14 protein-coding genes are annotated in these 13,756 nt (G+C 52.5%); 7 read left to right on the plus strand and 7 right to left on the minus strand.

The features are described 5' to 3' along the window. Nucleotides 1–34: 34 nt before the first annotated feature. Nucleotides 35–1,480: a metalloprotease TldD gene (tldD, locus tag C5523_RS02770; RefSeq protein WP_107223888.1), complete on the plus strand. Its 1,446-nt coding sequence runs from the start codon at nucleotides 35–37 to the stop codon at nucleotides 1,478–1,480. Between the two features lie 48 nt (nucleotides 1,481–1,528). On the opposite strand, the gene aaeR is transcribed toward tldD, so the two are convergent. Next, nucleotides 1,529–2,452 carry an HTH-type transcriptional activator AaeR gene (gene aaeR / locus C5523_RS02775; protein WP_071194419.1) on the minus strand — a complete coding sequence of 308 codons (924 nt, stop codon included), beginning with the start codon at nucleotides 2,450–2,452 and terminating at the stop codon, nucleotides 1,529–1,531. Between the two features lie 173 nt (nucleotides 2,453–2,625). Between aaeR and aaeX the strand changes: the two genes are divergently transcribed. From aaeX to C5523_RS02800, 5 genes are all read left to right on the plus strand, one after another. Next, nucleotides 2,626–2,829, plus strand: coding sequence for a p-hydroxybenzoic acid efflux pump operon protein AaeX (gene aaeX / locus C5523_RS02780; protein WP_039077415.1), 204 nt, complete (start codon nucleotides 2,626–2,628; stop codon nucleotides 2,827–2,829). A 7-nt stretch (nucleotides 2,830–2,836) separates the two neighbouring features. Further along, nucleotides 2,837–3,769: a p-hydroxybenzoic acid efflux pump subunit AaeA gene (gene aaeA / locus C5523_RS02785; protein ID WP_039077416.1), complete on the plus strand. Its 933-nt coding sequence runs from the start codon at nucleotides 2,837–2,839 to the stop codon at nucleotides 3,767–3,769. Between the two features lie 5 nt (nucleotides 3,770–3,774). Next, nucleotides 3,775–5,742, plus strand: a complete 1,968-nt coding sequence (aaeB, locus tag C5523_RS02790) for a p-hydroxybenzoic acid efflux pump subunit AaeB (RefSeq protein ID WP_107223887.1) — start codon at nucleotides 3,775–3,777, stop codon at nucleotides 5,740–5,742. An 83-nt stretch (nucleotides 5,743–5,825) separates the two neighbouring features. Further along, nucleotides 5,826–7,280: an NAD-dependent succinate-semialdehyde dehydrogenase gene (locus C5523_RS02795; protein WP_107223886.1), complete on the plus strand. Its 1,455-nt coding sequence runs from the start codon at nucleotides 5,826–5,828 to the stop codon at nucleotides 7,278–7,280. A 45-nt stretch (nucleotides 7,281–7,325) separates the two neighbouring features. Then, nucleotides 7,326–7,592 (plus strand): hypothetical protein, encoded by a 267-nt coding sequence (locus C5523_RS02800; protein WP_107223885.1) that lies wholly within the window; start codon nucleotides 7,326–7,328, stop codon nucleotides 7,590–7,592. Between the two features lie 60 nt (nucleotides 7,593–7,652). Here the strand turns inward: C5523_RS02800 and yhcN (C5523_RS02805) are convergent, their stop codons facing one another. The 3 genes from yhcN (C5523_RS02805) to argR form a co-directional block, all read right to left on the minus strand. Further along, a complete protein-coding gene (yhcN, locus tag C5523_RS02805) occupies nucleotides 7,653–7,916 on the minus strand; it encodes a peroxide/acid stress response protein YhcN (protein ID WP_039077420.1) in 264 nt (87 codons plus the stop codon). 95 nt (nucleotides 7,917–8,011) lie between these two features. After that, nucleotides 8,012–8,275 (minus strand): peroxide/acid stress response protein YhcN, encoded by a 264-nt coding sequence (yhcN, locus tag C5523_RS02810; protein ID WP_039077421.1) that lies wholly within the window; start codon nucleotides 8,273–8,275, stop codon nucleotides 8,012–8,014. Between the two features lie 361 nt (nucleotides 8,276–8,636). Further along, the gene (argR, locus tag C5523_RS02815) at nucleotides 8,637–9,107 is read right to left on the minus strand and encodes a transcriptional regulator ArgR (RefSeq protein ID WP_108700565.1); all 471 of its coding nucleotides are present in this window, start codon (nucleotides 9,105–9,107) and stop codon (nucleotides 8,637–8,639) included. Nucleotides 9,108–9,511: 404 nt separating this feature from the next. Here argR and mdh point away from each other — a divergent pair, with 404 nt between their 5' ends. Beyond that, nucleotides 9,512–10,450, plus strand: a complete 939-nt coding sequence (gene mdh, locus C5523_RS02820; RefSeq protein ID WP_039077423.1) for a malate dehydrogenase — start codon at nucleotides 9,512–9,514, stop codon at nucleotides 10,448–10,450. An 86-nt stretch (nucleotides 10,451–10,536) separates the two neighbouring features. On the opposite strand, the gene degS is transcribed toward mdh, so the two are convergent. The 3 genes from degS to zapG all read right to left on the minus strand — a co-directional run bounded on the left by degS (nucleotide 10,537) and on the right by zapG (nucleotide 13,634). Next, complete coding sequence (gene degS / locus C5523_RS02825; protein WP_107223896.1) at nucleotides 10,537–11,604, minus strand: outer membrane-stress sensor serine endopeptidase DegS; 1,068 nt, start codon at nucleotides 11,602–11,604, stop codon at nucleotides 10,537–10,539. A gap of 90 nt (nucleotides 11,605–11,694) precedes the next feature. Next, the gene (gene degQ / locus C5523_RS02830; protein WP_039077424.1) at nucleotides 11,695–13,065 is read right to left on the minus strand and encodes a serine endoprotease DegQ; all 1,371 of its coding nucleotides are present in this window, start codon (nucleotides 13,063–13,065) and stop codon (nucleotides 11,695–11,697) included. Nucleotides 13,066–13,235: 170 nt separating this feature from the next. Next, a complete protein-coding gene (zapG, locus tag C5523_RS02835; RefSeq protein WP_039077425.1) occupies nucleotides 13,236–13,634 on the minus strand; it encodes a Z-ring associated protein ZapG in 399 nt (132 codons plus the stop codon). Nucleotides 13,635–13,756 lie beyond the last annotated feature (122 nt).

A 13,756-nucleotide genomic window follows, 5' to 3' on the forward strand; every position in this document is an offset into this window, starting at 1 on the left:
TGCCCGATGTGGCGGCAACGACGAGTAGCAAACGATGAGTCTGAACCTGGTAAGTGAACAATTGCTCGCAGCGAATGGCCTGAATCATCAGGATCTATTTTCCATCCTTTGTCAATTGACCGAGCGCCGACTCGACTACGGTGACCTCTATTTTCAGTCGAGCTATCACGAATCCTGGGTGCTGGAAGACAGTATCATCAAAGACGGGTCATACAACATCGACCAAGGCGTTGGTGTGCGTGCGGTAAGCGGCGAGAAAACCGGTTTTGCCTACGCTGACCAAATTAGTCTGCTGGCGCTGGAGCAGAGCGCGCAGGCGGCACGTACCATCGTGCGTGAGTCGGGCGATGGGCGAGTGCAAACGCTCGGCGCCGTTGAGCATCAGGGACTCTATGCCAGCATTGACCCGCTGCAAAGCATGAGCCGGGAAGAGAAGCTGGATATTCTGCGCCGCGTCGACAAAGTGGCCCGTGCAGCGGATAAGCGTGTACAGGAAGTGTCCGCCAGCCTGACCGGTGTGTATGAATTAATTCTGGTTGCCGCGACGGACGGTACGCTGGCGGCGGATGTTCGCCCGCTGGTACGCCTCTCTGTGAGTGTGCAGGTGGAAGATGACGGCAAACGCGAACGCGGCTCCAGCGGTGGCGGCGGTCGTTTTGGCTATGACTGGTTCCTGAAAGATGTCGATGGCGATGTCCGTGCCGATGCCTGGGCAAAAGAAGCCGTGCGGATGGCACTGGTGAATCTCTCTGCTGTGGCGGCGCCTGCCGGAACACTGCCTGTGGTGCTGGGCGCTGGCTGGCCGGGCGTATTGCTGCACGAGGCGGTCGGGCACGGTCTGGAAGGCGACTTTAACCGCCGGGGCACATCAGTATTCAGTGGTCACATGGGCGAGCTGGTAGCCTCTGAGCTTTGTACTGTTGTTGATGATGGCACCATTGCCGATCGCCGAGGTTCCGTCTCTATCGACGACGAAGGTACGCCGGGCCAGTACAATGTGCTGATTGAGAACGGTGTGTTGAAAGGCTACATGCAGGATAAGTTGAATGCCCGTCTGATGGGCGTTGCGCCAACCGGTAACGGTCGTCGCGAATCCTATGCGCATCTGCCGATGCCGCGTATGACCAACACCTACATGCTGGCAGGGAAATCAACGCCGCAGGAGATCATCGAGTCGGTCGAGTTTGGTATTTATGCGCCGAACTTTGGCGGTGGCCAGGTGGATATCACCTCCGGTAAGTTCGTGTTCTCTACCTCAGAGGCCTATCTGATTGAAAAAGGCAAGGTGACGAAGCCGGTGAAAGGGGCAACCCTGATTGGCTCGGGCATTGAAGCCATGCAGCAGATCTCCATGGTGGGTAATGACCTGAAACTGGATAACGGCGTCGGTGTCTGCGGCAAAGAAGGCCAGAGCCTGCCGGTGGGTGTCGGTCAGCCGACGCTGAAAGTGGACAACCTGACCGTCGGTGGGACGGCGTAAGTTCGGTTTATTCCCGGATGGCGCAGTGCCGTCATCCGGGATCGCATCCTACAATCTCCGCCCCTGTACGCCCTGATACAGCTTCGCGACCTCGTTAAAATAATCCGTCAAATAGTTAATACACACCTGCACCTTTAGCGGCAGTTTGTCTTTTTCCGTATACAGAGCCCATACCGGACGCGGATCGGACTGATAGCGGCTGAACAAGATCTCCAGCGTCCCGTTATTGATCTCGTTGATCGCCCACATCAACGGTACATAGGCGATCCCGGCCCCGGCGGTAAGCCAGCGTGTCATGGTCATCGGATCGTTGGTGACAAAGCGGCCCTGGGGGATCAGGCGAGTGGAAATGCCCTCTGGTGCGATCAGCTCAAACTCATTATCTGGTCTGACGCTGTATTCCAGCCATGAATGATTAACAAGATCCGTGGGTTTTTCCGGAATACCGTACTGGGCCAGATAACTTTTAGCCGCGCAGACGACCATCGGCATCGCGCCCAGACGACGTGAAAACAGGCTGGAATCCTGCAACGCGCCCACCCGGATGACGACATCCAACCCGTCGGCAATCAGATCCGGTGCGGGAATGCCCGTCACCAGATTCACCGATAAACCGGGGTACTCTTTCAGCATCGCGGCGGTCATCTGCGCCAGAACATTGTGCGCCATGGTTGAAGAACAACCAATGCGCAGCGTACCGATGGGCGTGTTATTGAAGGCGTAAAGCTGTTCATGGACATCCTGCACTTCATGCAGCATGCGTCGGCAACCCTGATAATAAATTTTCCCGGCTTCGGTGAGCCCAAGGCTGCGTGTACTGCGGTTTAACAGCTTAACCTGTAGCTCATCTTCCAGCTTCGCCACCGTTTGACTGATGGAAGATACGCTCATTTGCAACTGCCGGGCCGCGGCAGTAAACGAGCCTTGTTCCACCACTTTGGCGAATACCGACATGCGTTTAAGTCGTTCCATTATTCACTCTGGCTTAAAAGTGATTTAGATCACATAATATAGATAACAGCATAACAGTTACGTTAATATACTATTCGCTGAATAATTAACGTGCCGATCTCGCCTTGCTTCCTGCTCCGCTGCGGTGCGTATAAGAAATATTGTCGCCTGCATTCTCTCTAATCAAGGTCAACATGAGTCTGTTTCCCGTTATCGTGGTGTTCGGTCTGTCGTTCCCACCGATTTTTTTTGAATTGCTTTTGTCACTGGCGATCTTCTGGCTGGTGCGCCGCATGCTGATCCCAACCGGGATCTATGATTTTGTCTGGCATCCGGCGTTGTTCAATACTGCGCTCTACTGCTGCTTGTTTTACCTGCTGTCGCGTCTGTTTGTTTGAGGTAGAAGTGAAAACACTAACAAGAAATTTCTTTCGTACCGCCATCACCCTGGCGCTGGTTATCCTCGCTTTCATCGCTATTTTCCGCGCATGGGTGTACTACACAGAATCCCCCTGGACCCGCGATGCGCGCTTTAGCGCCGACGTGGTCGCTATCGCGCCTGACGTCGCCGGATTAATTACCGACGTCAGCGTTCACGATAACCAACTGGTTAAAAAAGACCAGGTGCTGTTTACCATCGATCAGCCGCGTTATCAGAAAGCGCTGGAAGAGGCCGAAGCGGATGTCGCTTACTACCAGGCGCTGGAAAGTGAAAAGCGCCGTGAAGCAGGCCGCCGTAACCAGCTTGGCGTTCAGGCGATGTCCCGCGAAGAAATCGATCAGGCCAACAACGTCCTGCAGACAGTATTACATCAACTGGCGAAAGCGCAGGCCACACGCGACCTGGCAAAACTGGATCTGGAACGCACGGTGATTCGCGCACCGGCAGACGGCTGGGTTACCAACCTCAATGTCTACGCCGGGGAGTTTATTACCCGTGGTTCAACGGCCGTCGCGCTGGTCAAACAGAACTCCTTCTATGTTCAGGCTTATATGGAAGAGACCAAACTGGAGGGCGTTCATCCTGGCTTCCGGGCCGAAATCACTCCGCTGGGCAGTAACCGGGTTCTGAAAGGCACGGTAGAGAGCGTGGCCGCCGGGGTGACCAATGCCAGCAGCAGCAATGACAGCAAAGGGATGGCGACCATTGATTCGAATCTTGAGTGGGTACGTCTGGCGCAACGCGTGCCGGTACGTATTCGCCTGGATGAGCAGCAGGGGAACCTCTGGCCAGCAGGCACGACGGCAACGGTTGTGGTAACGGGGCAAACCGATCGCGATGAGAGCCACGACTCATTTTTCCGCAAACTGGCTCATCGCCTGCGTGAATTTGGTTAATCCCTATGGCTATGTTTTCCATCGCCAGCTACCACGTTCGCTTCGCCCTCAAACTCGCATGCGCTATCGTACTGGCGCTGTTTGTCGGTTTTCATTTCCAACTGGAAACACCGCGCTGGGCAGTATTGACGGCGGCGATTGTGGCGGCAGGTCCGGCTTTTGCTGCCGGGGGAGAACCCTGGTCGGGCGCGATTCGTTACCGCGGTATGCTGCGTATTGTCGGTACTTTTATTGGCTCTATCGCCGGTCTGACCATCATCATCGCCATGATCCGCGCTCCATTCCTGATGCTGACGGTCTGCTGTATCTGGGCGGGGTTTTGTACCTGGGTTTCTTCGCTCGTCCGGGTGGAGAACTCTTATGCCTGGGGACTGGCAGGCTATACGGCGCTGATTATTGTTGTGACGATCCAGAGCGAACCGCTGCTGGCCCCTCAGTTTGCCGTTGAGCGTTGCAGTGAAATCGTTATCGGTATTGTCTGCGCCATTGCGGCAGATTTGCTGTTTTCGCCCCGTTCGATTAAACGCGAGATTGACCGCGAGCTGGACAGTTTGCTGGTGGCCCAATACCAACTAATGCAGTTGTGCATTAAACATGGCGACCCTGAAGATGTGGATAAAGCCTGGGGAACACTGGTGCGGCGCACGACTGCCCTGGAAGGGATGCGCAGCAACCTGAAAATTGAATCTTCCCGCTGGGGGCGCGCCAACCGCCGTCTGACAGCGATCAATACGTTGTCGCTTACGCTGATTACCCAGGCGTGTGAAACGTATCTGATCCAGAATACGCGACCCGAATTGATTACCGACACGTTCCGCGAACTGTTCGATGAGCCCGTAGAAACCGTTCAGGATGTGCATAGACAAATGAAGCGGATGCGCCGGGTGATTGCCTGGACCGGTGAACGTGAAACACCAGTCACCATCTATAGCTGGGTGGGGGCGGCAACACGGTATTTGCTGCTCAAACGCGGCGTGGTGAGCAACACCAAAATCAGTGCGACGGAAGAAGAAGTCCTGCGCGGCGAAGTGGTTATCAAACCGGCATCGGCGGAACGCCATCATGCGATGGTCAACTTCTGGCGTACCACTCTATCCTGCGGATTAGGAACCTTATTCTGGTTGTGGAGCGGCTGGACTTCCGGCAGTGGAACCATGGTGATGATCGCGGTGGTGACGTCGCTGGCAATGCGTCTGCCAAATCCGAAAATGGTAGCCATTGATTTTCTGATAGGGACGTTGGTCGCCCTGCCGGTCGGTGCGCTCTATTTTCTGTTTATCATCCCTTCGACGCAGCAGAGCATGCTATTGCTCTGCATCAGCCTGGCTGTACTGGCTTTTTTTGCCGGTGTCGAGGTGCAGAAACGGCGGCTGGGTTCGCTGGGGGCGCTGGCAAGTACCATCAACATTATCGTGCTTGATAACCCGATGACGTTTAAGTTCAGCCAATTTCTTGATAGCGCGCTCGGGCAAATTATCGGCTGCGGGCTGGCGCTGATCGTCATTTTGCTTGTGCGGGATAATTCGCAGGCACGTACCGGACGGATGTTGCTCAATCAGTTTGTCTCGGCGGCCGTTTCGGCGATGACAACCAACAGCGCGCGACGTAAAGAGAACCATCTTCCTGCGCTCTATCAGCAGCTTTTTTTACTGTTGAATAAATTCCCTGGCGATGTGGCGAAATTCCGCCTGGCGCTGACATTGATCATTGCTCATCAGCGTTTACGTGATGCGCCTGTACCGGTGAATGATGAGCTTTCGGCGTTCCATCGACAGCTTCGCCGTACGGCTGACAGCGTCATCTCCGCCCGATCTGACAGCAGACGACGGCACTATTTCTCGCAGTTGCTGGAGGAGCTGGAAGTCTATCAGGCGAAATTGCAGCACTGGGATGCGCCGCCGCAGGTGACCGAGCCGGTAAAACGACTTACCGGAATGTTACACAAATATCAGCATGCCCTAACCAGCAGCTAGACCCGAAACCGACGCCAGAAGCGTCGGTTTTTTTATGGCTATACTTTACGGGAGCTTTTGTAAATCACAGATCAGGAGGACAAATGACAACGCAGGCATTGCAGGACAGCGAACTTTTCCAGACGGGCTATCTTGTCGATGGCGTCTGGAAATCGTTGGACACGACATTTGACGTACTGAACCCGGCGACCGGCGAGGTTGTCGCAAAGGTAGCAAAAGCCGGGAAAAAAGAGACGGAAGCCGCTATCGCCGCAGCCACCAGGGCTTTTCCCGCCTGGCGTGCGAAAACGGCAAAAGAGCGTTCCGCTATCCTTTATCGCTGGTACGAATTGATCATTGAAAACAAAAGCTGGTTGGGAAGGTTGATGACCACCGAACAGGGCAAGCCCTTAAAAGAAGCCGAAGGTGAGGTGGACTATGCTGCAAGCTTTATTCAATGGTTCGCCGAGCAAGCGAAGCGTGCTAATGGCGAAATTATCCCGCCGATAAAACCCGGATCGCGTATTTTTGCTACCCGCGAACCCATTGGCGTTGTGGCAGCGATAACCCCATGGAATTTCCCGATGGCGATGCTGACCCGTAAGCTGGGACCCGCGTTAGCCGCAGGGTGTACGGGCGTGATTAAACCCGCCAATAACACACCGCTCAGTGCCTTTGCGCTGCTGGCGCTGGCGAAAAAAGCGGGCGTGCCGGATGGTGTGCTAAATGCAGTTGCCGGGAATACATCGGAAATTAGCGATGCGATCATGGCGAGCCATGATGTACGCAAAATTTCCTTTACCGGATCTACCGCCGTCGGTAAAACGCTGGTGCGTAACGCGGCTGAAACCATGAAGAAAGTCTCCATGGAACTCGGGGGCAACGCGCCTTACATCGTCTTTGAAGACGCAGATATTGATGCGGCGGTAAAAGGGGCGGTTGCCAATAAATTCCGTAATGCCGGGCAAGTATGCGTGAGCGTTAACCGTTTTTATATTCATGAGTCGGTGTATGACACCTTCACGCAGAAACTGGCAGAGGCGGTCAATGCCCTTAAAGTCGGGAATGGTCTTGACGACGGTGTGGTGGTTGGCCCGCTTATTGAATCTTCTGCGGTGGATAAAGTACGTGAACACGTGGAAGACGCCGTCGCAAAAGGGGCGAAAGTTCTGGCTGGGGGTAAAGCGCACGCGTTGGGGGGGAATTTCTGGCAACCCACAGTCCTGGGGGATTGCAGCGATGGCATGAAGCTGGCGAACGAAGAGACGTTTGGCCCGGTCGCCGCCTGTTTTCGCTTTACGACCGAGGATGAAGTTATCCAGCGCGCTAACGCAACGCCGTTTGGTCTTGCAGCCTATTTCTACACCCAAAACTTATCCCGCGTATTTCGCGTCTCCCAGGCGATTGAAAGTGGGATGATTGGTATCAATGAATGCGCGGTATCTACCGAGCTGGGCCCCTTTGGCGGTGTAAAAGAGTCCGGCCTGGGGCGGGAAGGCTCCGTTCTGGGGCTGGAAGAGTTTATGGAAGTCAAAACCCTGCATCTCGGGGGATTATAGTGAAACGGGTGGCGTAAGCCGCCCGACAGGGCTGGATGGCGGACAATGAATACCTATACCTTCGATTTTGCTGAGATCGACACGCAAAGTAAGTTCTATCGCGAATTTTCCCGCCGGTTTGCTCTCAATGGGGCAAGCATTACCGATCTGGATTCATTATGGGTAGTGGTGACGGAAAAGTTGCCGTTACCGGTTGAAATTGAGTTCATTCATCTTAGCGAAACACTGCGGCGGCGTTTCGGCGCGCTCATTCTGCTGTTTGATGAAGCGGAGGAAGAGCTGGAAGGGCAGTTGCGTTTTAACGTGCGCTAATGCAGCACAAAAAAAGCCCCCGACAGGCGGGGGCAAGTCGTCGGAGTAGACGACGAGGGTTTATTTGTAGAGTTCCGCCGTTGCGTGCCAGGTATCACCTTCCTGGAGTTCGGTCACGTGGTAGGCTTTCGCGCCTGCCGCGTCCGCTTTAGCAGATAATTCGTCACGGATGCTCATTGGAGAACTTGCGGTTTGGGAAACAGAAATGGTCCCAATGGCCTGCATGTTTTGTGTTTGGTTATCGGACAGTTGGGTGGCTGCGCTGGCACCAAAAGAGATCAGTGAAGCTAAACCAAGGGCTGCGATGATTGCGTTACGTTTCATTGTCTTTCTCCTCAATACTCAACGGCGAGAAGGTTTATACCGCTATTTTTATGCCTGGTGCCGCTGAGTGATGATGACATAGGGTTGTCGGTTAATTATTTATACAGTTCAGCAGTGGCATGCCAGCTATCGCCGGTACGTGCTTCGATGATGCGATAAGAAGACGCACCCTGTTCTTCAGCTTTTTTGTTCAGTTCCGCACGCATATCCATCGGGGATGATGCAATGCCACCGACGGAGACGGTGCCTAATGATTGGCGATTTTGCGCCTGGCCAGCATCGATAGAGCTTGCTGCAAATGCGCCAAATGACAGAACAGAAAGGATGCTGAGTGTTGCTACAGTTGATTTGATTTTCATAATGCTTACCTCGTCGAATCTTAATTCCTGAGGGCTTTGTTTCGTGACCCTCATCACAAAATCAAGTATACACTAATAACGTGTAAAATTAATACTGAGCTAATTATTACTATTGTAAGTAAGTGGTAAAGAAACCTTTTTTTATAGTCAAAAAGGCATAAAAAACGGGTGATTTTGAGCGGGGTTTTATTTTTTAATATTTAAAATCAAGGGGATGTGTGATTTTGATTTTTTGTGCGAAAACATTCATTGCGTGAATGAAATGCGACAGAAATTCGCACATTGTGTTAAAGCAAAGGGGATCAGAAAGAGGTGTGACCCTAACAGAGGCACTTCCCCGGCACGAAACCGGGGGAAGGAATTAAAGCTCTTGTTCGAAGAGAACGAGGATGGCTTCGTAAAGTTCTTTGACCGTAAAGCCGCTTGCCGGGGTAGTGAAAATGGTATCGTCACCGGCAATAGTACCCAGAATACCTTCCGCTTTGCCCAGCGAGTCCAGTAAGCGCGCAATCAGTTGTGCAGCGCCTGGGCTGGTATGAATAACAACAACGGCGTCGTTGTAATCGATATCAAGCACCAGATTTTTGAGCGGGCTGGAGGTGGTTGGAACACCCATTTCGACAGGCAAACAGTACACCATCTCCATTTTGGCGTTGCGCGTACGCACCGCGCCGAATTTAGTCAACATGCGGGACACTTTAGACTGATTGATATTGTCAAAGCCCTGTTCTTGTAACGCCAGAACAATCTCTCCCTGAGAACTAAATTTCTCTTCTTTAAGTAGCGCTTTAAACGCTTTAACTAATTCTTCTTGTTTTGTCGAGCTTCGCATAAGTCACCCGTATTAAGGCCGTGAAAACTACATTATTATGCACATGGATGAATTTTTATGCAAATAATCTACTGTGGAAATAACTCAAATTTTCTTATAGTTCACGTAAATTTTATCAAATTACGTTATGGAACCTACTGTGTCATGTGTCGCAAATTCAAGCAAAAGTAAAATAAATGTTACTGAAATGATATTGTTTAGATGGATATCAGCGCTATATTGTAAACTCTCAATCTTAGTTGCTTGGTTTGCCGGTCCGACGGTCGTGAAAGCCCATTATAATATTTTAAAAGCGCGCCATGCCGCAGAATTTTGGCTGGTTCGTTGCCATAATTATCAGGGTGAATTAAGGTCGCCGCAATGGAGTAACAAAATATTTAGCTAACCATAATAAGGAGTTTATGATGAAAGTTGCAGTCCTCGGCGCAGCTGGTGGCATCGGCCAGGCGTTAGCTCTACTACTTAAAACACAACTGCCTTCAGGTTCAGAACTCTCGCTCTATGATATTGCTCCTGTAACCCCTGGGGTTGCTGTTGACCTCAGCCATATTCCTACCGCAGTGAAAATTAAAGGTTTTTCTGGAGAAGACGCAACGCCTGCCCTGCACGGTGCGGATGTGGTGCTGATTTCCGCGGGCGTCGCGCGTAAACCGGGTATGGATCGTTCCGATCTCTTTAATGTGAATGCCGGTATTGTGAAAAACCTGGTCGCGCAAATTGCCAAAACCTGCCCCAAAGCCTGTATTGGCGTGATCACTAACCCGGTTAACACTACAGTGGCGATTGCCGCAGAGGTGCTGAAAAAAGCCGGTGTGTATGACAAAAACAAACTGTTCGGCGTGACAACGCTGGATATCATTCGCTCCAATACCTTTGTGGCTGAGCTGAAAGGTAAGCAGCCAGGCGAGGTTGAAGTGCCGGTCGTGGGCGGACATTCAGGCGTCACCATTCTGCCGCTGCTGTCGCAAATTCCGGGTGTCAGCTTCTCTGAGCAGGAAATTGCCGATCTGACAAAACGTATTCAGAACGCGGGCACTGAGGTGGTCGAAGCAAAAGCGGGTGGCGGGTCTGCAACACTCTCTATGGGCCAGGCAGCCGCGCGCTTTGGCCTGTCGCTGGTGCGTGCGTTGCAGGGCGAAAAAGGTGTTGTTGAATGTGCCTATGTTGAAGGCGATGGCCAGTATGCCCGCTTCTTCTCTCAGCCGCTGCTGTTAGGTAAAAATGGTATTGAAGAACGCCAGTCGATTGGCAAATTAAGCGCCTTTGAACAGCAGGCGCTGGAAGGGATGCTGGAAACCCTGAAAAAAGATATCCAGCTCGGCGAAGATTTTGTTAACAAATAAATAGCTGCCGCCGTCTGGTACGCCGTTTGCCTCCAGAGACGCGCAAAAAAACCGGAGTTCATTGGGCTCCGGTTTTTTTATCGCTTTTAGTTGGTCGCTGGATATTCCTGGATCGTGACTTGTAGTTTCAGTTTCTTGTCATCACGCATCACTTCAACCGGTATTTCTGACCCGGGACGAATTTCCGCGACCTGGTCCATGGTTTCCAGTGCCGAGATCGCAGGCTTACCATTCACGCTGACAATAACATCATTCACCTGAATGCCTGCCCGGGCTGCCGGACCATCTGGCGAGACTTCATTAACCACGATCCCCTGAATTTGATCGATACCGCCGTTCTGGGTATGCATAGGGGCGATTTCTCTTCCGCCGATACCGATATAGCCACGGATCACCCGACCATCGCGAATCAACTTATCCATGATTTTCGTTGCGAGCTGGAAGGGGATAGCGAAACCAATACCTTCCGGTGTCTCGCCATCATTGCTCTTGTCGAAAGAGAGAGTATTGATACCCATTAACTCACCCAGCGAGTTCACCAGCGCGCCGCCGGAGTTGCCGTGGTTGATGGAGGCATCCGTTTGCAGGAAATTCTGGCGACCGGTTGGGTTCAGGCCGATACGCCCGGTGGCACTGATGATCCCCTGAGTAATGGTTTGCCCCAGGTTATAGGGGTTACCAATCGCCAATACCACATCACCAATGTGCGGTACACGACGCGGATTGATCGGAATCACCGGCAGGCCGCCAGTGGCGTTAATTTTCAGTACCGCCAGGTCGGTAAGGGAGTCTGACCCCACCAGAAGCGCCTCAAAAACGCGGCCATCCTGCAAGGCAACGATTATCTGGTCTGCATCGTTGATAACATGTTTATTCGTAACGATATAGCCACGCTGATCCATAATCACACCGGAACCCAAGGTACGAATTTCCAGACGATTATGGGATGACGTATTCATACTACGGTTATAGACATAGACTACCGCGGGCGCGGCGCGGCGAACCGCCGGGTTGTAGCTGGCGGGCGTTTCATCGGTACTGTCAAATTGCGTTGCGGTTAGCGGGTTATGCTGGCGTAGCGAAGGCAGGGCGGCGAGGATAATGCCACCAACCATTAAACCAATTGCAACCGAGCGTAAGAGCTTCAAAAACATGATGCAGGCGTCGTCATTAGGGAGTCGCAGCAGCATAGCACGAGTTTTCCGGACATCACATGCAGCGGTGATGTCCGGGATCGTATTTGCTTAACGTAGCAATAAATAGAGTGTTTCATTGCCGCGGATGATTTGCAGAGCAATTACCGACGGTTTGGTTTCAAGAACCTTACGCAGCTCGGCAATGGACTGCACCTGCGTACGGTTAATGCCAATAATGACATCGTCTTTATGCAGGCCTGCCTGAGCAGCCGCACTGCCTTTTTCTACGTTCTCAATATTGATACCTTTCGTACCGTCTTTGAGTTGACCATCACTCAACGAGGCGCCCTGCAGCGCCGGGGAGATCAGTTCAGCGCTGGCGGAAGACGAAGTGCTCTTATCCAGTGTGACTTCAATATCCTGCGGTTTGCCATCACGCAGGATGCCTAACTTCACTTTTGCGCCTGGTTCCGTCGTTGCAATGCGTGAACGCAGTTCGGCAAAGCTATTCAGCGGCTTGTCATTAAGGCTGACAATCACGTCGCCAGATTTAATGCCCGCTTTCGCTGAGCCGGAGTTCGGCAACACTTCGCTGACAAAGGCGCCACGCTGCACATTCAGGTTAAAGGCTTTGGCGATATCAGCACTCATCTCGGTCCCTTTAATACCCAGCAGGCCGCGTTTGATTTCGCCGAACTGAATCAACTGGCGAGACAGTGTCTGTGCCATATTACTGGGAATCGCAAAACCGATACCGACGCTGCCGCCGCTCGGCGCAAGGATTGCTGTGTTGATGCCAATAAGCTCACCGTTCAGGTTCAGCAATGCGCCGCCGGAGTTACCGCGGTTAATCGAGGCATCGGTCTGGATAAAGTTTTCCAGTCCTTCGAGGTTAAGTCCGCTTCGGCCCAGAGCAGAAACAATCCCGGATGTCGCTGTTTGCCCCAGCCCGAACGGGTTCCCCACGGCAACGACAAAGTCACCCACTCTTAACTTATCGGAATCGGCGATCGCGATTTGCGTGAGGTTGCTGGGGTTTTGTAGCTGCAACAGCGCAATGTCGCTTTGATCGTCGCCGCCAATCAATTTGGCCTCGAACTCGCGACCATCGTTGAGCTGGACATTGATTTTTTGCGCCTGGTTAATGACGTGGTTGTTCGTCAACACGTAGCCTTTTGCTGCATCAATGATGACCCCGGAACCCAACCCTTCAAAAGGCTGAGCCTGCTGCTGTTCGGGCAACTCGTCGCCAAAATATTTTTTCAGTTCATCAGGGACTTTCTGTCCTTGTACCGCCGTTCCTTCCACCTGCACGCTCACCACGGCAGGTAAAACTTTCTCCAGCACTGGCGCGAGGCTGGGAAGCGCTCCCTGGCCTGGAACCTGCGATGGCATCGCTGCCATAGTCTGGATGGGTGCCGAGAGAGATAACCCGACACTTAACGCTAACGCACTCAACAGCTGGGTTTGTTTCTTCATTGATGCTGGCTCTCGTAACCTGAAGTGAAAGGGAAAACGATGCAAAACAGTTTGATGTTATTGAAATTTCAATCGGGTAACAATGAGGTTAATGACTAAATGATAGCTGTGATTATAAAGACAAGACGGGCGCAACCTGTGCGCCCGTTAAAAATGCGGTAATAAAGTGATTATTTGCGGTTTGCGTTGCCGCGCAGCAAGCCGGAGGCACCTTCGGAATAGTCGCGAGGAATCTGTACCGGTGCCTGATCGTTGCCCGCTTCGGACTCCGCCAGACGGTTACGGAATGGGTTTTCCTCAGCAGACATTTCCGGCAGTAAGCTGCTGGAACTTTTTGCCATGTGCTGATAAAGCTGGCGGTAATCATGCGCCATATTGTCGAGGAGTTCTGCGCTGCGAGCGAAGTGATTGACCAGCTCTTCACGGTACTCTTCAAGTTCTGCTTTATTTTTTTCCAGCTCGTACTGCATTGCCTGTTGCTGGCGTAATTTCCGGTTTCCAAAACGCATGGCCACAGCACCAATGATGACGCCGACGACTAACCCAATTAGCGCGTATTCCCAGGTCATGTACTTCTCCCATTGTCTTATGGTTCCGTAGGGTAATAGCTGCAAGCTCCTTGCCTGCGCCTGATTATGCCACTATAACCGCTATTCGCGCAGAAGTGGAATCCCGACGCGGCATCGCGTAG

This window comes from Phytobacter sp. SCO41, assembly GCF_003073275.1.
Classification (GTDB): domain Bacteria; phylum Pseudomonadota; class Gammaproteobacteria; order Enterobacterales; family Enterobacteriaceae; genus Phytobacter; species Phytobacter diazotrophicus.

What these genes read in the sequence shown, in the direction of transcription:
- tldD (WP_107223888.1), top strand. Translation starts at nt 35, where the DNA reads ATGAGTCTGAACCTGGTAAGTGAACAATTGCTCGCAGCGAATGGCCTG.
- aaeR (WP_071194419.1), bottom strand. Translation starts at nt 2,452, where the DNA reads ATGGAACGACTTAAACGCATGTCGGTATTCGCCAAAGTGGTGGAACAA.
- aaeX (WP_039077415.1), top strand. Translation starts at nt 2,626, where the DNA reads ATGAGTCTGTTTCCCGTTATCGTGGTGTTCGGTCTGTCGTTCCCACCG.
- aaeB (WP_107223887.1), top strand. Translation starts at nt 3,775, where the DNA reads ATGGCTATGTTTTCCATCGCCAGCTACCACGTTCGCTTCGCCCTCAAA.
- C5523_RS02795 (WP_107223886.1), top strand. Translation starts at nt 5,826, where the DNA reads ATGACAACGCAGGCATTGCAGGACAGCGAACTTTTCCAGACGGGCTAT.
- C5523_RS02800 (WP_107223885.1), top strand. Translation starts at nt 7,326, where the DNA reads ATGAATACCTATACCTTCGATTTTGCTGAGATCGACACGCAAAGTAAG.
- yhcN (WP_039077420.1), bottom strand. Translation starts at nt 7,916, where the DNA reads ATGAAACGTAACGCAATCATCGCAGCCCTTGGTTTAGCTTCACTGATC.
- yhcN (WP_039077421.1), bottom strand. Translation starts at nt 8,275, where the DNA reads ATGAAAATCAAATCAACTGTAGCAACACTCAGCATCCTTTCTGTTCTG.
- argR (WP_108700565.1), bottom strand. Translation starts at nt 9,107, where the DNA reads ATGCGAAGCTCGACAAAACAAGAAGAATTAGTTAAAGCGTTTAAAGCG.
- mdh (WP_039077423.1), top strand. Translation starts at nt 9,512, where the DNA reads ATGAAAGTTGCAGTCCTCGGCGCAGCTGGTGGCATCGGCCAGGCGTTA.
- degS (WP_107223896.1), bottom strand. Translation starts at nt 11,604, where the DNA reads ATGTTTTTGAAGCTCTTACGCTCGGTTGCAATTGGTTTAATGGTTGGT.
- degQ (WP_039077424.1), bottom strand. Translation starts at nt 13,065, where the DNA reads ATGAAGAAACAAACCCAGCTGTTGAGTGCGTTAGCGTTAAGTGTCGGG.
- zapG (WP_039077425.1), bottom strand. Translation starts at nt 13,634, where the DNA reads ATGACCTGGGAATACGCGCTAATTGGGTTAGTCGTCGGCGTCATCATT.